Genomic DNA, 19,431 nt, shown 5'->3' with positions numbered 1-19,431 from the left:
AGAAATCAGTTCACTATCTTCTTACACTTTCATTCTGGAAGCTTTATTCTATGCAGCTTCATATTAAATTGGTATAACTCACATGAGGTACTATTCTCAGGAACGGGTACGCGAACCCGTTCCACAAAAAATCATAGGAATTTGTTTGTGGGGTGGACACGCGAGTCCGCGCAAAATGCCACCTCACAAAAAATCAATTATTCAAAATTCCGTCTTTCTCGGCCATCGACAGCATTAAGTCAATCACGCGGCTAGAATAACCCCACTCGTTGTCGTACCAAGAAACGACTTTGAAAAACTTAGAATTCAGTTCAATTCCCGCACCTGCATCGAAAATGCTCGATCGCGCGTCGCCCTGAAAATCTGTCGAAACCACCGCATCCTCAGTATATCCAAGAATGTCTTTGAGTTCGCCCTCCGAAGCTTTTTTCATGGCCTCGCAAATTTCTTTATAGCTAGTTTCCTTCGCCGTTTTGAAAGTAAGGTCAACTACAGACACGTCGGGAGTTGGCACCCGCAAAGCCATTCCCGTCAATTTTCCTTTCAATTCTGGCAACACCAAAGTAACAGCTTTCGCTGCACCGGTCGAAGATGGAATAATATTTTGAGCCGCACCGCGTCCTCCCCGCCAATCTTTTTGGCTGGGGCCGTCTACAGTTGGTTGAGTAGCTGTCATTGCGTGAACTGTCGTCATTAAACCTTCTTCCAAACCGAAGTTATCGTTGATAACTTTGGCAATGGGTGCTAAACAATTCGTCGTACAGCTAGCATTAGAAACAACCGTATCTTTTGCCGGGTCAAATTTGTGGTGGTTGACCCCTACTAGATATGTTGGTACTTTTTCCGGGTCTTTTGTCGGTGCTGAAAGTATTACTCGTTTTGCTCCTGCCGTCAAGTGTTTTGATGCGCCTTCAAAATCGGTAAACAATCCAGTAGATTCTACAACATAATCGGCGCCGGATTTACCCCATGGCAATTCGGCAGGATTTCTAATCGCTGTACAGGAGATAAAATTTCCGTCAACGACAATCCCGTCTGGTTTGCTTTCAACTTCGCCGTCATAAATGCCGTGGGTAGAGTCGTATTTGAAAAGATAAGCCAGGTTGTCTGGCGAAACTAAGTCGTTAATGCCGACAAATTCGATGTTGGGGTTTTTGATGCCGGCACGCATAACTAGCCGTCCGATGCGACCAAATCCGTTGATGCCAACTTTTAATGCAGCCATGTTTAAACTCCTCTTGAAAATATCGTTAGTCGATCGGGTGATCGCCTGTGGTGGCTTAGAATTTACCACGCTAACGGATTTTGGCAAGTGATTCTTTTCTATCTCTTAATAATTCTGAATTCTGCAGCGGGGAAGCGCAATTAATCCTGAAATGACCGCTGGCTAATGGCTGATGCCTGATGATTATAAACTGGTAAAAGTGCTATAAGAGACAGAAATTATTTTCAAAATCGCCTTTTTTAAATCACGCTAAAGTAATTAGAAAAAACTTAGGCAAAAGCAAAAACGGAGTGGCATTCTCACCAGCGGCTGTCGGGGTGCCAAGCCTAGGATTCAAGTCGCAGATACGCGCAAAGACACGGCATTGCCGTGTCCTTACACATATGGCGTACAATCTATATGCAGCTCTACTGTTGGGAATTGGTATAATCATCAATCACTAAGGACTAATGACTACCCGACGCACCTAGTAATTAGCAATTCCACCGCATCGGAAATAAAACACGACCCACCAAATTTATTTAGCACTGGTCTAATGTTTTCTGCAACTGCTGATACTTGAGCTGGTGAACAAAAAGCAAGCACATAAATGTTATCCAGTGCCGTCATTGATGAACCACGAGAAACGTGATCCCGGGTGCTTTTTCCAGCGACATCACGAATCACTGAATAACCGGGTACGCCAGCTTTGTCTAAACCGTCTAAAATCTTGCCGAGCTCCACTGAGTGAGCTATGATTTCTACTCTTTTGACTGACTCCATCATCTCACCTCCAAAACATATTGATTCCGTATAGATACATGGGAATGCCTACAATGATATTAAAGGGAAATGTCACTGCTAAGGCAGTTGAAATGTAAAGGCTGGGATTCGCTTCGGGAACAGTTAGGCGCATGGCTGCTGGTACTGCTATATAAGAAGCACTCGCGCACAATACGGCAAACAGCAAAGTGTCTCCCTGTGGCATTCCGATTAATTTCGCTATTAGCAAAGCAATTACTGCGTTGAGTATGGGAATTAGGATTGCAAAGCCGATCAGAAAAATTCCTGCTTCTTGCAAATCTTTAATTCTGCTAGCAGCAACCAGCCCCATGTCTAGCAAGAAAAAAGTCAAAACTCCGTAAAACAAGTCTTGAGTAAACGGACTCATAACTTGCCAACCGTGTTCTCCTGTCATTATGCCCATAATTAGGCTGCCAATCAGTAGAAAAACTGAACTGTTTAGGAATGCTTCTTGCAACACTTCTGGCCAAACTATTTCGCGTTTTCCTTCTTCCCCCCCGAATACACTCACGAGGATTAGCCCGACTATAATTGCTGGGGATTCCATTAATGCTAGCGCGGCTACCATGTAACCGTCAAAGTCGATCCCCTGTGCTGTGAGGAAGGAGGTTGCCGTGATAAATGTGACGGCGCTGATGGAACCATAGGTAGCTGCGATCGCGGCGGCATTGTAGGAGTCGAGTTTGATTCTCAGTATGAAAAAAGTATAAATGGGTACTAGCATTGACATCAGCATCGCTGCCAAAATTGTCAGGGCGACTTGCTGGTCAATTCCGCTTCGGGACAGTTCGACGCCGCCTTTAAATCCGATCGCAAACAGCAGGTACAGCGAAAACAGTTTGGGGATGGGCGCTGGAATTTCTAAATCAGATTTGAGAAAAATTGCCAGCATTCCCATGAAAAAAGCTAATATTGGGGGATTTAAGATATTTGACGCTACTAAACTCAAATCCACGATAGGTAACTCCCATTTCTTGCGTTTTTGATATTACTTCCCCAGTAATTGTGGCACGAGAATGGATCAATAGACCGATCGAACTTTGGACGCGCAAGCTCGATCGGGCTAAATACCCCCAAATACGGCAAAGGCGCACAGTACGCACCGTACAACGAGTAAGGTGTGGACTGTGCACCCGCAGGCTAAGTTATGGTTGTTTAACTAAGCAACTGCCAAATAAGACTCTAGGGCTTCGGAACCACCGATCAACTTGCCGTCGATAAATACTTGCGGCACAGTTGTAGCCCCAGTCATAGCCCGGAGCGATCGAGTTGTGATCTCCCGGCCCAAGACAATTTCTTCATAATCCAAGCCCTTTTGACTCAGCATTGCCTTAGCCTTAGCGCAGAAGGGACAGCCCATTTTTGTAAACAGCGACACTATCTTCGGCTTGGGTGCTGCGGAGTTGATGTAGTTGAGCATCGTCTCGGCATCGGACACTTTGAAAGGATCGCCCGGTTCATCAGGCTCAATAAACATTTTTTCAACCACGCTATCTTTTACCAGCATCGAATAACGCCAAGACCGCTTGCCAAAGCCTAAATCTGTTTTGTCTACCAGCATTCCCATGCCTTCAGTAAATTCGCCGTTACCGTCGGGAATTAACGTCAGATTGTCTGATTCTTGGTTTTTGGCCCATTCGTTCATCACAAAGGTGTCGTTGACGGAAATACAAACGATCTCATCTACGCCGTTTTCTTTGAAAACTTTCGCCAATTCGTTGTAACCGGGGAGGTGCGTTGACGAACAAGTGGGAGTAAAAGCTCCCGGCAGCGAGAAGACTACTACCGTTTTACCTGCAAATATATCATCGGTGGTGACATCCACCCACTCGTTGTCTTGGCGAGTGCGAAAGGTGACTTTGGGTACTCTTTGACCTTCTTTGTTCGTCAGCATGATTTTAAATTCTTAGGTACTTGGGTTCAATTCCTTTGCTTATTATAGCGTACTCATAACGAGTATGACTTGTCAAGGGAGGCGAGTTTTTTCTCGGACTTGGGCGCGCGCGAGCTCAGTTAATTGTCTTTGCGACGATAGTTTGAATCATAGTCCGAATCAATCTCGCGGCGCGCGCGAGCTCAGTTCATTGTCTTTGCGACAGCTAGCAGATTTAAAACTTGCTGTTTAAGTAGGTCGGCAATTCTGTCTCCATTCCTTTGCTGCTGCTAACGGGTGAGGATTTTTTACACATTCTGTCAACATATCGATATCAATTCCCGGTAGCAATTCGCTTTGTGTGATTAATTCATAACCGCAGTTGGACACGAATTCAACCGGAATTTCTTCTCGCAAATGGTAGATAGAAAATCGGTCATTTCGCCAGAACCAAACCTCTCGCACATTCAACCTTCTATACAGTTCTAGTTTATTGATGCTGCCACTGGTAACAATCACTTCAATTACCAAATCGGGAAATTCTTTATCTGTGCCAATACAGTAAGCTTCATCCGGTTCCGTACCGCCACGTTTTTCCTCTTGTCGCAGAGTTGTAGACCCAAAAGGGAAATATTCGATGTCAGCTTCTACAAAATAAATAAGCAGCAGATCTCCAATGCGAGTTTTTCTACTTTCATGGCGGCGAGAAGGCGACATAATTTCCAAAACTCCATCTAAATAAGTAACTCGATATCCTGCCGCATCTCCAATCCGATTCAGCAGTGTCTCGTATTGTTCCCAGTTGGCGCTATCGGTAATGTAGCGATCTTCAGGATCTTGGCGTTGGAGTGCTTGTTGCTTAAGTAGCGTATCTAGCTCGCTCGTCAGCATCGGTATTACCTCCTTACAAGTTGTTCTAATCTTAGCTCAACTTTATTCCCAATCAAACTGCCTCCCCAAATATTCCTCTAATTCCTGATTGTAAGGTCGGAAATAATCGCTCAACCTGTCGCGAACCGATTCATTTACCCGCTGATAAGAACCAGGATTAGCATTTTGGTACTCAGACAATTGATATTCCGGCAAATCTAAAAATTCTAAAACCTGCTGGACTATAGCCGCCGCATCTGCATAAAAATCTTCGCTTTTCAAAATTAACAACTGTTCTTGGGGAAAGAAAGTACGCCAGTTTTTAATAAATTCTATGTACCTACCGCGAGCTAAATAATTGCCCGGTTCCTCGCCGATGATGTATTGGGGATTTTGATTCAACCGTTCAATTTCATCGCTAATTACTCGATCGAGCGATCGCGCTTCCCAATTTAAGCCAGTCAAGCGGTAAAATTGAGAAATCGCCCGATCGACGGGATTTCGCAAAAGTACAATCAGTTTAGCCTCTGGAAACAGGCTGTAGAGCCGTGCCGGTGCTTCCCGAGAGTCAAAATAGCTCGGACTTGCTTCACCCGTCAAAAATTGCTCTCCTGGAGGAATTGGCGGAAAATGAGCCAAATACCAATCAATCCCTCTGTCAAAGTGCCACGAGAAAAAATCCATCTCCTTTTTAATCGGAGTCAAAATTTGCGGGTGTTGGGCTAAATAAGTATAAAGAGAAGTAGTGCCACACCGCTGAGAACCAATAATTATAAAGTTAGGAAATTGGACGGGTTTTAAGTTCCAATTTTGTAGAACAGGCATCTTGCCTGTATCTGCTTGTAGAACAGGCATCTTGCCTATTCTATTACTTATAATAGATGCAAAACTTTGTTTAAAACTGACTGTTCGATAAAAATCAATCGCCTCGGGAATTTTACCTTGCCTCGTTAAAGCTTCTCCCAAATTCAGATAAGGCCAAAAAGCCTCCGGTTTAGCTGCAACAACTTGGCGGCACAAGTTCTCAACTTCATCTAGCTTATTTTGCCTAACCAAAACTTCCCACAAATTGTAATAAAACCACCAAGGAAGATCGGGATTTATTTCTATTGCTTGGAAAAAGGCCGCCGCCGCTTCCTCCCAATATTTTTGGTGGCTCAGAACAGCACCTAAATTGTAATAAGACCAGCAATCATCTGGTTTTTGGGCGACAGTTGCGCGAGATGAGGCTAATGCGCGATCCTCTTCGAGGGCTTCGGTAACGCACTTTTCTTGCTGCTGCAACAACTCCTCTAATTTTTCTGACATTTCTGCACAACTCGGCATATTTGTCAATAGCCATTTATAAAAAATAATTGCGCTTTTTGGGCGATCGTACTTGGCTAAATTCTTTCCTAACTGCAAATAAAACTCCCAATTTTCCGGTGTAATTTGCAATTGAGATTGTTCTAACACTAAGTTTAAATCCGACTCTGTTTGTCCGAGAGCGTATCCCAACTTCTCGTAAATTCCCGGCAAATCTCCGTCAATTTCAATAGCTTTTAAATACGTAGCGATAGCTTCATCCCAGTGTTTTAGTTTAGTTAAAGCGTCGCCTAAATTGCAAAAAGACCAAGCAAAATCCGAGTTTAGTGCAATCTCGCAACGGTAAGCAACAGCAGCCTCTTTCCATTGCTGAAGTTTCAGCAAAGCATCGCCCAAATTGTGATAAGACCAGGAAAAAGCGGGATTTAACTCAACCGCTTTTTTATAAGCAGCGACAGCTTCCTCGCATTTTTCAAGTGTCAGCAAAACATCGCCCAAACTGTGATAAGACCAAGAAAAATTGGGATTTAATTCAATAGCTTTTTTGTAAGCAGCAACAGCCTCATCAAACCGACCGCTTTCTTGCAGGGAATTCCCCAAACTGTGGTAGTCATTATCCATGCAAAACTCCTGCCATAGCTAGTAATTTTTCCAGCGAGTTCAAATCCAACTGCATATCTTTATGTAGAGGTTTGGTCTGAGTTCCATCATCAACCAAATCACCAATTAAATAGTAATGTTCCAAACCGCACAAATTGCTAATCATCCAATAACAATGCGGAACGTAAAGGGGAGAAAAAATCTCAATTACCTTAGTTCCCGGACTGCAAAAAACTAGATTAGTCAAGCCCCCTCCGTGGGGTGCGACAACTACTTTAGCAGCAGCCAAACACGATGCTTGTTCCGCTACCGACATCGTTTCCAACTTGACACTGCGGAACCCTAATTTTTCTAAGTATTTAATTACCTCTTCATCGTTGACGATTCGCCGATAGGATGCTTGTTGGCGGCTGATATAAATTCGCTCTGAATAGTCTGTATTTAGTGGCTGCTTTTCATTTAAAAATGTCTCTTTTAGATATTCACACTTCCATTTAGAAACCGCTCCCGCTCCGTCATAAGATATTGACGGCACTATTAATTTATCGGCTGTAATGTGTAAATTGCAGCGACTTTCTAAAAGTTTATCTTGAGAAATTCCTAAAGTATCTAAAGTTTCTGCTTGATAGGAAGAATCCGAGGCATTGACAACAAACTTATCTATAGTTTCTATCAATCCGCTCCGCTGCAAAAGGTCAAATCGCGTAATCACATCAAACATCCAATGAAAATAAGCCGCTCCACCCCAGCGAGCAGATAAAAAAGCTACATTTCCATCGACGTGTTCAGCGGGAGGCAATTTGTCGGAAGTAATTACCAATTCCGCACAACCCATTGAAATATCAGCAACAAGTTTATTGTCTGAAGTAATCACGGCGGTAGTCACAACATCTGCCCAAGCTCGTCCGTTTGGCAAGACGGCAATAAAAGCTTTTCTGGAATGACTTTGATGTTCCCAAAATCTGCGGCTGCTGTCGATTGTTTTGGAATCAGATAAATTGATTTGACTCGCAGGATGGATGTCAATGCAGGTGAGGTTAGGATTTGATTCTGCTGCAACGGTCAAATCTTCTGTAAACCCACAGTATTTTTCGAGAATACTTAAGGGTAAATTTTGATTACTGCATTTTGCCCGATCGCTCTCATCGCCTTCTCCTTGTTGTTCGAGAGCATAACCTATATTATCGTAAGCTTCAAACAAATCGGGTTTAATTTGCAGGGCTTGAACTAAATTAGCGATTGCAGGTTCCCACTGCTGTTTTGCAATTAAACTCAAACCCAATCCTTCGTAACACCAACAGGATTTTGGATCGAGATTGATGCCTTTTTCATAAAAGGCGATCGCCCTTTCCAATTCCCCTTGATTCCGCAGTGCATCACCCAACTTTTTGTACAGCCAACTATGCTCAGATTCGATCTCAATAGCACGACCAAAAGCCACTGCTGCTTCGGCCCAATTTTCTTGCGATTCCAGAACTTCCCCCAAACTATTGTACAACCAACAATCATCAGGATTTAACTCAATGGCTTTGCGGTAAGCCGCCGTCGCGTCCTCCCAATTTTCCAGTGCAACCAAAGCCTTACCTAATCTATCGTAAGACCAACAAAAATCGGGATTCAGTTCAACTAACTTGCGGTAAGCAACAGCAGCTTCCTCCCACTCAGAAAGCTCCATCAGCACCTCCCCTAAATTGTTGTAAGTCCAACAAAAATCGGGATTTAACTCAATAGCTTTGCGGTAAGCAGCAGCGGCTTCGGCTTGTTCCTCAATCGCCTGTAAAGTTTCCCCCAAAAAGTGGTAAGCCCAACTAAAATTAGGGTTGAGTGCGATCGCCCGTTGGTAAGCGGCCCGAGCTTCGTCAAACAGTTCTTTCTCTTGCAGAGCTTTACCCAACTTGTGATAAGTTAAGTAGTTGCCAGACTTAATTTTAATAGCTGTTTGATAGCGGGCGCTCGCCTCATCGAAATAACCCGCATTTGCTGCAGCATCCCCCAACTTTTCCCAACCCAGAGACAACAGAGTTTGCTCTTCGCCCAAACTTTGATTGCCGATTTTTTTGACCATCAGTTGATAGCCTTTGTGTACTACTTCTAACTGACTTCCAAACATCTCCAAAAAAACATCTATCCCAATTTTAGTATCTTGCTCCGGGCTGTCGGGAAACGTAAACTCGTAATCGTCAAAAATCATCAATCCCCCAACTTTCACCAACCTCCAAGATAAAATCGCATCTTGCAGAGCACTGGTGGGTTTGTGACAGCCGTCAATGTAAGCAACATCGTAATATTCCGAAGCCAAATTAATTAACAAATCTTGAGAGTGACCTTCTAATTCAATTACCCGATCTGCTGCTCCCGTTTTAACAATATTGCCCTTAAAATGTTGTTGAAAATACAAATCAATACAAGTAATCTTTGCCGTCGGATGAGTTAAAATATTATCCAGCAGCCAGCAAGCCGACATTCCCTGAAAACTGCCGATTTCCACCACTTGAAAATCCGCAATTCCGGTAAATTCCTGCAAATGCCGTTGCCAAATAGGAATATTGTGGGTAAACCAATCTTGGGTAAATTGATAATCTTTCGCCGCACACTCAGGCCAACCCCTCAATTCGCTTGCTTTTTGGTGGCAAATAATTGCTTCTTCTAATTCCCCTAATTGGGGTAAAATATTTCCTAAATCGTTGTAAGGCTTAGAATTGCTCGGATCTATTTCAATTTGGTGGCGGTAAGCGGCAATTTGTGCGTATAACTCCTGTTGTTTCGCCCGAACCTCATCCAGTTTTGCAACAACTTCCGCAGCATTGGGTTCAATTTGCAGTGCCATGCTATAAAATACGATCGCACCTTCCAACTGCTTCTGTTTTGCTAAACTATTGCCTAAATTTATATAAAACTCCGCTCCATCTAACTCAATTCCCAGCAAGTTGTGGTAAATTTTCCCGCTTGCAAGTACCTCAATACCTTGACAGTAAGTTGCGATTGTGCTGTCTAAACCCGATTCGCTGCGCTTCCGCAAAACATATCCCAACCTCTGATTGATTCCCGTCAAATTCGGCTCAATCTGAACCGCCTGCAGGAAAGCAGCCACAGCTTCATCCCAGGATTTTTCGCAGGTGAAGGCAATTCCCAAATTGACATAAAACCAAGGAATATTGGGATTTATTTCAATAGCTTTGCGGTAGCAACTAATAGCTTCCTGCCACAGTTGTTTTTGAGCCAAAGCGTCCCCTAAGCAATTGTATGCCCAGTAGGAATTATCATTGATTTCCAGAGTCTGACGGTAACATTTAATGGCTGCATCAAAGTCGCGTTTTTGTGCGAAAACATTACCTAAACCCACGTAAGCACGAGCGTAGTTGGGATTGAGTTCGAGGCTTTTGTTGTAACAGGCGATCGCCCGCTCTAATTCTCCTCGCTCCGCCCAAGTTTTACCCAAACTGTGGTAAGATTCAAACGAATTTGGATTGAGGGCAATGGCTTGTCGGTAATTGGCGATCGCCTCATCCCACCGCTTCTGACCAACCAGCATTTCTCCCAAATTGTGATAAGCTGTTGCCAGCGTCGGGTTTAACTTAATTGCCCGCGAATAACACTCCATAGCGCGATCGAACTTTCCCAATTCAACCAAACTATTTCCCAGAGTGACTTGTTCCTCCGCAGTTGCCCAATTCGGCTCGATATTAAAAGCTTGATACCAACAGTCTGCCGCCTCTTCTCGCTTCTCTAACTGCGTCCAAATTCTCGCCAACTGCCGATAAACAGCAGCAAAATTCGGCGCTAGCGAAATCGCTTTTTCACAATTGGCGATCGCCTTTTCCCACTGTTTACCCTGAGAATACAAAATGCCGAGATTAGCATAAACTTCCGGCAAATTTGGATTGCGATCGATTGCCGCTTCATACCACTGCTTAGCTTGCTCGATTTCACCTCGAAGCTGCATCACCTTTCCCAGCGTCTGGCAAGCTGTCGCCAAATTCGGTTCAATTTTCAACGCTGACTCGCAAGCAGCAACTGCCTCATTCAACTTTCCTTCGGCTAAATAAACTTCTGCTTGCCGACTCAAATCAACCGCTGCCTTTTCCATCTTCTCAATCGAGGGCATAATTAAACTTGCTCCAGACACCAACTAACCCAAACCCACCACCTCAACCATCCTTTTCAGCGAACTCACGTTCACTAAAATATCCTCAGTCAGCGAATTCTGATACATCAACTGTCTAATAGGATAGCATTCAAAAGCCTCGCCCGCTAAAAAGTAATGTTCCAACTGCAAATATTGACTTATTCCCCAGTAATAATGGCTGATATAGTGAGGCGACACCAACTCAATTACTTGAGTTCCCGGCCTACAAAAAATTGTATTTGTCAACCCGCTGCCGTGGGCAGCCACTATCACCTCAGCGTGGTAAAAATGAGCAATTTGCTCTGCCAAAGACAGGGACTCAGGTAAAATAGAAACAAAGCCAAAGTTCTCCAAAACCTCAACCACATCTTCCTCGCTCAAAACTCGTCGGTATCTTGCTTTGCTGCGGCTGATATAAATGCGTTTTGGATAGCTCGAACTAGGTATAATTCCCTTGAGAAACTCCCGCCTCAAAAAATCCATCGCCCACCCAGAAGGCCAGCCCAAATATCCCGCAAAAGAAGGTACAATCAACTCGGTTGCTTGTATGTGAGGCAAGCGATCGCTCTCCAAGACTTTTTCTTCGGGAATGCCCAAAATTCTCAGACTTTCCCGCTGAAATTGGTGCTGACAACTATTCACCAAAAACCAATCAATTTCCGCCAAATCCCTACCGCTGTGCCGCAGCAATTCTATCCTCGGCAAAACATCAACCATCCAGTGAAAATAGACATTTCCCGACAAACCAGAAAGCACGGCCACCCTGCCGTCAATTTGCTTTAGAGACGGGAAGGATTCTAACTTAAACACGCTGTGTTTTCTAACATCATGCTTTTCGCATCCAGGTAAAAACCCCGGATAATCTCTCGACACATCAGCCAACAAATAATTGTCAGGAGTAATTACAGCTATCGCCTTGCAAATCAGCCAATAATTTTCCTGCGGAACACTCCAAACTCTACCGTTGGGAATTGCGGCCACAAAAGTCTTTGGCTGCGCCACAGGTATCGGTTGCGCGTTGGACAAACGGCAAACTCCCCAACCCAAATGCACTGGATCGAACCACTTAGAAAGTCGCTGCAAACACAGCCCGCAAGTTAACCCGGCACACTCGGAATTTGCCAATTTGGAATTGGATCTCGCAAATTGGGAATTCGGAATATTTTCTGCACTTGCTTTTTGTGCCGATTTCCAAAATATTTCCACATAATTATCAGCATCCAAATTAGCATTAACCAGCCAATCCCAACTCGATAAGTAAATACCGTGAGGAGGTTTTAGAGAATTGTGAGCTGGCGAGATAAAACTCTCTTTTTTCCACTGTTTCTGATCCCCATACCCGTGCAATTGCAGATCTAAAACCTTTTGATAATAATCAATCGCCCGTTCCCAGCGCCCCTGTTTTTCCAGCAGTTTTGCCAACTCAAAATAAACCTGCGGTAAAGCAGGTTGAATCGTCAAAGCCATGCGGTAAACTGCAATTGCTGCACTGAACCGCTTTTGCTGGGCTAAGGAATTTCCCAGCCGCCAGTAAATCTCTGCATTCTGTGGCTGAATTTGCAAAGCTTTTTGATAATAAGCGGCGGCAGATTCGTGTCCGCCGTACTCTGTTAAAGCATTTCCCAAATGCAAGTAAATTTCGGCTAAATTATCGCAAATTTCAGCAATTGGTAATTGGGCATTGGGCATTGGGCATTGGGCATTGGGCATTGATAATTTTTCCTGCTTCCCTCTTCCCTGTTGTGGAGAATTTATCGGTGTATCTGTGTCAAAATCCGTGTCGTGCCTTCCCTCGGACTTCTTCCCTGTTCTTTCAACATCAGACTCATGCTCGATAATTAATCCGTGTATCCGTGTCAAAATTGGTGTTGTGCCTTCTCTCTTCCTTCCAGTTAGTGCTGTGAGAAATCGATCGCACGCAGCGATCGCCCTTGACAATTCATCCTCTTCTCCCGCCGCAACTCTACGGCTGTCTCCCAAGCGGCAGTAAGCCTCAACAAAATCAGGCTTCAGAGCTATTGCCCGCTCAAAATAAGGCATGGCTTCAGCAATTTTGCCCAAAACCATCAAAGAAAACCCGGCGTCTGTATAGCCCGAAATATAGTCGGAATTGATCTCGATCGCGCGATCGAAACAAGCAACCGCCGCCGAATGTTCCCCCTGTAATTGCCACGCTTTCCCCAAATTGTAGTGAGCCAAAACCATGTCCGGCTCCAACTCAATAGCTGTGAGGTAAGATGCGATCGCCCTTTCCGGACTTTTGTCCAGCAAGGCTTGACCCAAATTATTGTGCAGCGTTGCCCAATCCGGCTTAATCTCCATCGCCCGCTGGTAAACCTCGATCGCCTCAGCAGTTCGATCGTCCTTTAGCAAAATCACACCCAGATTGCTGTAAGCTTCCACGTAATCCGGCTTCAGAGCAATCACCTGTCGGTAGGTATCCATTGCCGCTTCGAGCTGGCTATTTTCATCTAAAACTACAGCCAGATTGTATAAAGCATCGAGATAATCGGGTTTTTTGGCGATCGCATTTTGGTAACAGTCGATCGCCCCCAACAAATTACCCTGCTTGTGAAAAATATTTCCCAAGTTATAATGAACTTCCGCCCAATCTGGTTTCAAATCCAGAGCTTGTCGGTAGTGAAAAACCGCCTCATCCAGCCACGAATAGTCGCTGTAAAGTTGACCCAAATAAGCATGAGCCAGAACAAACTGCGGCGAAATCTCCAAAGCTTGCACAAAAGCGTCTCTTGCCGCCGTCGGATCGCCTTGAGCTTCGAGGATTTCGCCTAAAGTCGTGTAAGCCGAGGGCGAAAACGGTTGAAGTTCGATCGCCTTTTTGCAAAAATCGATCGCCTCAGTTAACTTCCCCCGGTTCAAATAAATTTGGGCTTGCCGGATATATTCTTCAGTGATCATTGCTAGCCAGCAGTTGCGGTTTCTTTACCGCTTCAGTAAAACCTAGAACTTCTAATTTCAAAACTTTGTATTTATATTTTGCCCGATCGGGCGATCGATTAATTTTATCAATAGCTGTCGATCAATTTTTTTTAACTGCCTCTGCTTCAGTTCCTGCATTGAATATTTCAACCTCACCCCGCTTGTAGCAGAGTGAGGTTGAAATCCTTTAAAACTACCGGCTTTGTGAGAACAGCCCCGAATCTTATCCGGTGCTGCCCCACAACAGCCAGTTGTTTTAGAACAACTCGAAGTTGTTCGAGGTAATCGTCAGGCCAGGCTGCAACTGAGCCACAGTTAGTACTCCGTTGGTGCCGTTGAAGAACAACGTACCGCTTGTTGGGTCGTAGACCAACTTGTTCGTCGTGGTTGCTCCTGGAGTGGCTGCGTTGAAATTAGAAACGACGACAAACTCGCTTGCCTCGAAGCTGGTGCCCAAACCAGAGAACACACCACCCTGCTTCAAGCGGATCTTATCTTCGCCTGGGGTAAAGTCAGTGATCGTGTCTACGGGGAAATCGCCACCACCAGCACTCGCGAAGAAGAACGTATCGCTGCCAGCACCGCCCGTCAGGACATCACTTCCTCTGTCGCCAGAGATAAAGTCATTGCCACCGCCACCATTGACAGTATCGTTTTCTTTACCGCCGTAGACACTGTCGTTGCCGTCGCCGCCGTCGACAATATCGTTGCCTTGGCCACCGTAGACACTGTCGCTGCCCGATCCGCCGAGTACGGTGTCGTTGCCTCTGTCGCCAGAAACCAAGTCATTGCCATCACCGCCATCGACGAGGTCATCGCCTTTACCGGCAAATATCCGGTCGTCGCCGCTGCCGCCAGCTACCGCATCGCTGCCCGAACCAGCGTAGATGAGATCGTTGCCGTCGCCGCCGCCGACACTGTCATTTCCGCCACCGGAGAAAATGTTGTCGTTGCCAGCGCCACCGGCGATGACATCTGCGCCCCCAAAAGTCAGGATGATGTCATCGCCGGAGCTGCCGTTCAACCTGTTATTGCCCTGGATGCCGGTAATGTTTGAACCACCGGCACCTCCAGATAGTGAACTTGCTGGTTGTGTTGGATTTGTTACCTGTGTCATTTACACTCCTCCTAAAAGATCAATCATTTTTCTACAATACACTTTTCCCTCCAAAGGGATTCAATAAATGAAACCGGACATCGGTTGAGACCCTAATTGACCCGGCTGCTATAAGCTGTCATGTAATTTAAATTGTCAGCAGCGAGCCTGGGAGCGCGAGTTGAATCCTGTATTCGTTGAGCAGCAAATATCGGTTGTTTCCTGCTTTTGACTCTCGACTCCACCACTGCCTCCTCTAACACGAAAATATTCCCGTTAAACGTTTGCGAGTTTACCATAATGACCGTCGGCGTGGCTAGTCATTATTAAAACAATAGCCGGAAGATACACAGAGACCATTTTTAATGGGAGTATGCTCTCAAGATTGAGAACTTGCACCGGGCCCTTGGCACTGTCGATCGCCGGAGAGTTCGATCGCCCGCAATGGGGCTGGAACTGAGCTGCGATTTCTTTTAAGTACACTGTAGTTGACCTGACTTTTGATTTTTGCTAATAGTTCCCCAGAAATCAAAATTTTTTAGCTGGCTTTGAAAGCAAGCCCGTGCACGCTGGAGGTCGGATTCAATCAAAAGTGCCTCCCAACACAGTCCCGGACGGGCTTTTGAGCCTCATCACCTTGATGTTTCCAGCCAAATCCCTGACGCTCAACGCAGGATTTTGGCTAAAAAACCCTGTTTTTCAACCACAATCCCTCATTTCAACCATGAGCCACATCCATCCGGACAATCAGACAATGCAGCGCTCGTCTTTTGGTGAAGTTGGGATGAACGGTGGGCCGGTAGATTTGTGACGATACTGTCACTAGATTTTAGATTTTAGATTTAGTCCAGAGATGAATTTGGGAACTGGAACTAGGATATAAAATTTTGGGCTGCTGGCGAATCCTGCCCCAGTTATGGGTTGGCGCAATTGTAGTTATGAATAATTTACCTGTTGATAATGCTGAAGCCATCAGTTTTTTGATGGCATCTATCGGAGCCCAGGTAAAATTCTTACCTCCATACTCGCCGGATTTATCTCCGATAGACTTGTATTGGGCCAAAATCCCAGCGATTTTCCGTTCTGAAGTATATCCACCTTCAAATGTTCTTGATGAAGCGATTACTAAAGCTATTAATGCTTTTACTGATGAAAATGCTTGGTCATCGTTTCATCACTCTGGTATCTTTTGAGAACTCATTAAATAGTTAAGTTTTGTGGTACATTCGATGGCTAATACCTGTGAGTGAAAATTTTATTTATTTTTTTCAAAAATACTTTTTTACTAAGTGTTGTTAACTTCGAGCTGATCATTAACGATTAGCAAATTTCCAGAATTTTGGTTCGGCATTCATTGAGAGAAAATCTCTACAATTTATTCCTAGCGGTGTGCTTCTAGTTGCGCTGGTGACACGTTGGCATTACTCTGGCTGTCGTACTTGTAGATGTGAGCGTCACTCTCGAAAATATAATTGATGGAAGTAGCTGCATAGTAGCTCAGCGCTAGCAGCGACAATAGATTAAGAACTCTATAAATTGGTTTCTCAGATACTTCGTTCATTTTGACTCCTACTTTTTATGCAAATAACGAATTTGGATACCGTGACGGCACTTTTTTTTAGAAGTTCCCAAACATCTCGCACCTCTAAAAATTTAGCTGGCTCGCGTTATACACTCCTGATGCCCGATCGCCTAAAATAAGTCGTACTTGAGATTTGAAACAGTTTTTGTTGCCTATTTCATGTTGCAGTCTCTGCCTTGAATTGTCTATCTAACTGCGGTAAGAGTTAGGCAATTTGGGTATAAACGAACTCTACAATTTTCTGTTTAGAGCTGCTACGATTTGAAGAGAGGGCTCTGGAAAAGGTTACATACCAAAGAGCGTAGCTGTTTTTCAACGCCTAGCCAGGATTTTCCCACATTCGATTAATGGTACGCCGTGGCCGGAAGTAATAAAAATTCTTATGTTGGTCAGCGGCAGGCGAAAATATGTCTGAAGTTATATTTTTGCCAGGAACAAGCCCTGTTACATTACATATTAATTTTGAGCTTGGTTGAGGTTGTCGATAATTTTTGAGTAAAAAAATGTTGCTGTCGCTGTCCAACAATTTGCGTCTGACAATTTTGACTGAGCCCCACCCTTAAATCACGATGTGACAGAAGAAAAGTAGGCATCAGTCGATTGGAGACTTCGGCGTGAGAGGTTCGGCTAGCGCTCAGTGAATCTCGCTCAGTTGAACGATTGGAGATTTGAGATTTATTCGACAGATGAATCTGAGAGCTTGAACAAGATCCCCTAAAATTTTGGGCTGCTGCCGACTCCTGTCGGAAACTTGTATCCGTTTTCGGGCGGGGTCAAAAAGCCGAAGGCAGAATTTGAGCTCGGTAAAAAAATACTGTTTTAGGATTCAGAGTTTTTATTGAATTCTACCTTCTAGCTGCATTTTTACACTGAAACCAGCTCATTTACTCGCTGCCAGAAGCGATGCCTGCCGAATAATTTAGGACGAGATAACCAACTATGTTGAAGCCAGTTACTTCCACAATTTATTATAATTCTTGATCGCATTGAGCTGTTTTTACAACAGACTTTTTGCTGGTAATTTGCAAAAGGGATAGGGGCACAACAACAGGCCAAAACAGAGGTCCCATTATTAAGGCTATCCAAGATATCACGTCTTTTTTAGATGTGGCTGTATCATTCCAAAAACTTTTGAACCAAACAAGAAAAACGATTAAGGCAATCAAAAAGTAGCTAATCATTATCATTTTTTTACCTGCCTGCCTATAGATGAGATAGAAGTATTTATAATTATTGTATCTCAGGCCGTGGCTCGCAGCTCGCAACTTTATGCCCTGAGCTGCAAGCTGCAAGTATCTAAAACCCAAAGTTTCACAGCTCTCCGAGTCCAGACCTGCGATGTAGAGCGGACTTACTCCCGCTGCGCGGCGGTCTAAGGACTTCAAAGCCTTGCGTTGAGGGCTTTTCGAGGTTTTGTCAGACCTTGAGGCTACCACCCCAATCATAGCTTATGCGATCGAGGTCTTTGGTTTTCTGTGATTTAACTCACGTATACTCGCAGACTTCGGTCACAAATCGAGCCAAGAAAAATCACACAGCTTACCCGACGGCAATCACCCTACTCTTTTCTCAAATGTTCGATATTATAATAGTCGAGTTCAACGAGATTTCATGCAAGCTCTGACTTTAAAATCTGATCGCGCGATCGCTGAACTGTTCTATCAAGTCACTCATTCAGGCAATCTGACTCGCACTGAAAGCCACGGGCTCCGCGAACTCTGCCAAAGCGCTCTCAGCGAAGACGCCCGAGATGCAGTCAACCGCCTGCTGCACGCCATCCGCCGCGGATGGGTCAGGATTTCCGATTAGTTCCCTCACACAAGAAGTTGAGATGAGTATTTCTACTGTCTCTCCTGTCAAGCTTTGCCAACAATAATTGCCAACAATAAGATTTTCGTGAGTAGGTCGCTCCATTAACCCTCTCCAAAAAAAATTGTACTGCGATCGAAAAGCTCGACCCGGTTTCTTGAAGAAGCCGGGATTTTTGATTGGAAGCAGTCAGTCGATTTTAGATTTTAGATTTTAGATTTTAGATTTTAGATTTTAGATTTTAGATTGACTTCACAGATGAATCTGGGAGCTTTAACTAGGGCCTAAAATTTGGGGCTGCTGGGGACTCCTATCGAAAACTTGTATCTGTCTTTGGGCGGATCGTTAAGTATATACACGGAAACAAGAACACAGCAAGAAACTAGGTAAATGTAGGTAAAAGCGGGCTTCTAAACACGCTAAAAGTTTTACGTTGAATTAAGCCGAGCGATTTCGCTAGCAGTCATTAGTAATCTCTTAATAGATAAATATTAATTTATTTGTCACCGTTTCTTAACCAAAAGTAGAGATGTGGGGGTTGCCAGAAGCGAGGAATCGCGACGGGGTTTGTGTTTCAAGTAGCAGGGCTATCGAGGAAATATCCGATCCCCTAGTTCGGCTGACACAAATCACTCATCAAGAGCCAATCGATCACATTTACTTCCGTAGTTGAATCACATAAATTTTGGAAAAATTAGTCAATACTGTCAAAAGCGAGTTCAAAAAAAAACACATGATGACAACCCAAACGCTTTTACCTCAATTTACTATTGCAGAGCTAGTCTTTCAGGTATATCACTCCGGTCTGCTGACTCCCACTCACCGACAACAGCTCCAGACAGCGCTCTTAAATGACTGTCTTACCGAAGAAGATCAAATAGCCATCAACCGCTTGCTCCACGCCGTTCGCCGGGGCTGGCTGAAGGTTGTAGATTAAATTATCGCCAAATTTTTTTGCCACTCTCTTTAAATGAACTGTCAGTCAATTTTGGATTTTAGACCTCCGCAAGCGCTCAGTCGAACCGTGGAGTCCCGGTCACTCTAGCAATTTGAGATTTTAGATTTACTCCACAGATGAATCTGGGAGCTTGAACAACACTCTAAAATTTTTGCCTCTCCACAACAGGAGTCCGGGGCTTCTCTCGATTTTTGGGCGCATGAGATTAACGCAGAATTAAATCCCCTTAAAAAAATCAGGCATTAGCCTAAATGTAGGGTGCGC

Annotated in this window: 15 protein-coding genes; 4 read left to right on the top strand and 11 right to left on the bottom strand. The window is 44.4% G+C overall.

The features are described from left to right. Positions 1–193: 193 nt before the first annotated feature. From gap to QUA62_RS21805, 9 genes are all read right to left on the bottom strand, one after another. Positions 194–1,225 carry a type I glyceraldehyde-3-phosphate dehydrogenase gene (gene gap / locus QUA62_RS21845; RefSeq protein ID WP_333406643.1) on the bottom strand — a complete coding sequence of 344 codons (1,032 nt, stop codon included), beginning with the start codon at positions 1,223–1,225 and terminating at the stop codon, positions 194–196. A 453-nt stretch (positions 1,226–1,678) separates the two neighbouring features. Next, a complete protein-coding gene (locus tag QUA62_RS21840; RefSeq protein WP_242728729.1) occupies positions 1,679–1,990 on the bottom strand; it encodes a P-II family nitrogen regulator in 312 nt (103 codons plus the stop codon). A 1-nt stretch (position 1,991) separates the two neighbouring features. Then, on the bottom strand, positions 1,992–2,963 hold the full coding sequence (locus QUA62_RS21835; protein ID WP_190660925.1) for a sodium-dependent bicarbonate transport family permease: 972 nt from the start codon (positions 2,961–2,963) through the stop codon (positions 1,992–1,994). A gap of 204 nt (positions 2,964–3,167) precedes the next feature. Further along, the gene (locus QUA62_RS21830) at positions 3,168–3,902 is read right to left on the bottom strand and encodes a glutathione peroxidase (RefSeq protein ID WP_333406641.1); all 735 of its coding nucleotides are present in this window, start codon (positions 3,900–3,902) and stop codon (positions 3,168–3,170) included. Between the two features lie 228 nt (positions 3,903–4,130). After that, positions 4,131–4,772 carry a Uma2 family endonuclease gene (locus QUA62_RS21825; protein WP_333406639.1) on the bottom strand — a complete coding sequence of 214 codons (642 nt, stop codon included), beginning with the start codon at positions 4,770–4,772 and terminating at the stop codon, positions 4,131–4,133. A gap of 42 nt (positions 4,773–4,814) precedes the next feature. Beyond that, a complete protein-coding gene (locus QUA62_RS21820; RefSeq protein WP_333406637.1) occupies positions 4,815–6,677 on the bottom strand; it encodes a tetratricopeptide repeat protein in 1,863 nt (620 codons plus the stop codon). Then, positions 6,670–10,761 (bottom strand): tetratricopeptide repeat protein, encoded by a 4,092-nt coding sequence (locus QUA62_RS21815; RefSeq protein WP_333406635.1) that lies wholly within the window; start codon positions 10,759–10,761, stop codon positions 6,670–6,672. The genes QUA62_RS21820 and QUA62_RS21815 overlap by 8 nt, the downstream gene beginning before the upstream one ends. Positions 10,762–10,785: 24 nt before the next feature. Then, complete coding sequence (locus tag QUA62_RS21810) at positions 10,786–13,701, bottom strand: tetratricopeptide repeat protein (RefSeq protein WP_333406633.1); 2,916 nt, start codon at positions 13,699–13,701, stop codon at positions 10,786–10,788. A gap of 277 nt (positions 13,702–13,978) precedes the next feature. Next, the gene (locus tag QUA62_RS21805; protein WP_333406631.1) at positions 13,979–14,839 is read right to left on the bottom strand and encodes a calcium-binding protein; all 861 of its coding nucleotides are present in this window, start codon (positions 14,837–14,839) and stop codon (positions 13,979–13,981) included. 541 nt (positions 14,840–15,380) lie between these two features. Between QUA62_RS21805 and QUA62_RS21800 the strand changes: the two genes are divergently transcribed. Both QUA62_RS21800 and QUA62_RS21795 read left to right on the top strand, forming a co-directional pair. After that, entirely contained in the window at positions 15,381–15,629 is a 249-nt protein-coding gene (locus QUA62_RS21800; RefSeq protein ID WP_333406629.1) for a hypothetical protein, read from the top strand. Between the two features lie 76 nt (positions 15,630–15,705). Then, positions 15,706–16,011 carry a transposase gene (locus QUA62_RS21795; RefSeq protein ID WP_333406627.1) on the top strand — a complete coding sequence of 102 codons (306 nt, stop codon included), beginning with the start codon at positions 15,706–15,708 and terminating at the stop codon, positions 16,009–16,011. A gap of 188 nt (positions 16,012–16,199) precedes the next feature. Here QUA62_RS21795 and QUA62_RS21790 read toward each other — a convergent pair whose 3' ends face one another. Further along, entirely contained in the window at positions 16,200–16,379 is a 180-nt protein-coding gene (locus QUA62_RS21790; protein WP_333406625.1) for a hypothetical protein, read from the bottom strand. A gap of 989 nt (positions 16,380–17,368) precedes the next feature. Beyond that, positions 17,369–17,785, bottom strand: a complete 417-nt coding sequence (locus QUA62_RS21785; RefSeq protein WP_333406623.1) for a hypothetical protein — start codon at positions 17,783–17,785, stop codon at positions 17,369–17,371. A gap of 226 nt (positions 17,786–18,011) precedes the next feature. Between QUA62_RS21785 and QUA62_RS21780 the strand changes: the two genes are divergently transcribed. Further along, complete coding sequence (locus tag QUA62_RS21780; RefSeq protein WP_006632170.1) at positions 18,012–18,209, top strand: hypothetical protein; 198 nt, start codon at positions 18,012–18,014, stop codon at positions 18,207–18,209. A 736-nt stretch (positions 18,210–18,945) separates the two neighbouring features. Beyond that, positions 18,946–19,146, top strand: a complete 201-nt coding sequence (locus QUA62_RS21775) for a hypothetical protein (RefSeq protein ID WP_039886773.1) — start codon at positions 18,946–18,948, stop codon at positions 19,144–19,146. Positions 19,147–19,431 lie beyond the last annotated feature (285 nt).

Source organism: Microcoleus sp. MON1_C1, assembly GCF_036701945.1.
Taxonomy (GTDB): Bacteria; Cyanobacteriota; Cyanobacteriia; order Cyanobacteriales; family Microcoleaceae; genus Microcoleus.
The sequence above is the reverse complement of the archived record's forward strand: the minus strand, read 5'-3'. Positions and strand labels throughout refer to the sequence as shown.

Coding starts and splice junctions, on each gene's coding strand:
- gap (WP_333406643.1), bottom strand. CDS start 1,225: ATGGCTGCATTAAAAGTTGGCATCAACGGATTTGGTCGCATCGGACGG.
- QUA62_RS21790 (WP_333406625.1), bottom strand. CDS start 16,379: ATGAACGAAGTATCTGAGAAACCAATTTATAGAGTTCTTAATCTATTG.
- QUA62_RS21815 (WP_333406635.1), bottom strand. CDS start 10,761: ATGCCCTCGATTGAGAAGATGGAAAAGGCAGCGGTTGATTTGAGTCGG.
- QUA62_RS21775 (WP_039886773.1), top strand. CDS start 18,946: ATGACAACCCAAACGCTTTTACCTCAATTTACTATTGCAGAGCTAGTC.
- QUA62_RS21840 (WP_242728729.1), bottom strand. CDS start 1,990: ATGATGGAGTCAGTCAAAAGAGTAGAAATCATAGCTCACTCAGTGGAG.
- QUA62_RS21830 (WP_333406641.1), bottom strand. CDS start 3,902: ATGCTGACGAACAAAGAAGGTCAAAGAGTACCCAAAGTCACCTTTCGC.
- QUA62_RS21825 (WP_333406639.1), bottom strand. CDS start 4,772: ATGCTGACGAGCGAGCTAGATACGCTACTTAAGCAACAAGCACTCCAA.
- QUA62_RS21805 (WP_333406631.1), bottom strand. CDS start 14,839: ATGACACAGGTAACAAATCCAACACAACCAGCAAGTTCACTATCTGGA.
- QUA62_RS21820 (WP_333406637.1), bottom strand. CDS start 6,677: ATGGATAATGACTACCACAGTTTGGGGAATTCCCTGCAAGAAAGCGGT.
- QUA62_RS21810 (WP_333406633.1), bottom strand. CDS start 13,701: ATGATCACTGAAGAATATATCCGGCAAGCCCAAATTTATTTGAACCGG.
- QUA62_RS21780 (WP_006632170.1), top strand. CDS start 18,012: ATGCAAGCTCTGACTTTAAAATCTGATCGCGCGATCGCTGAACTGTTC.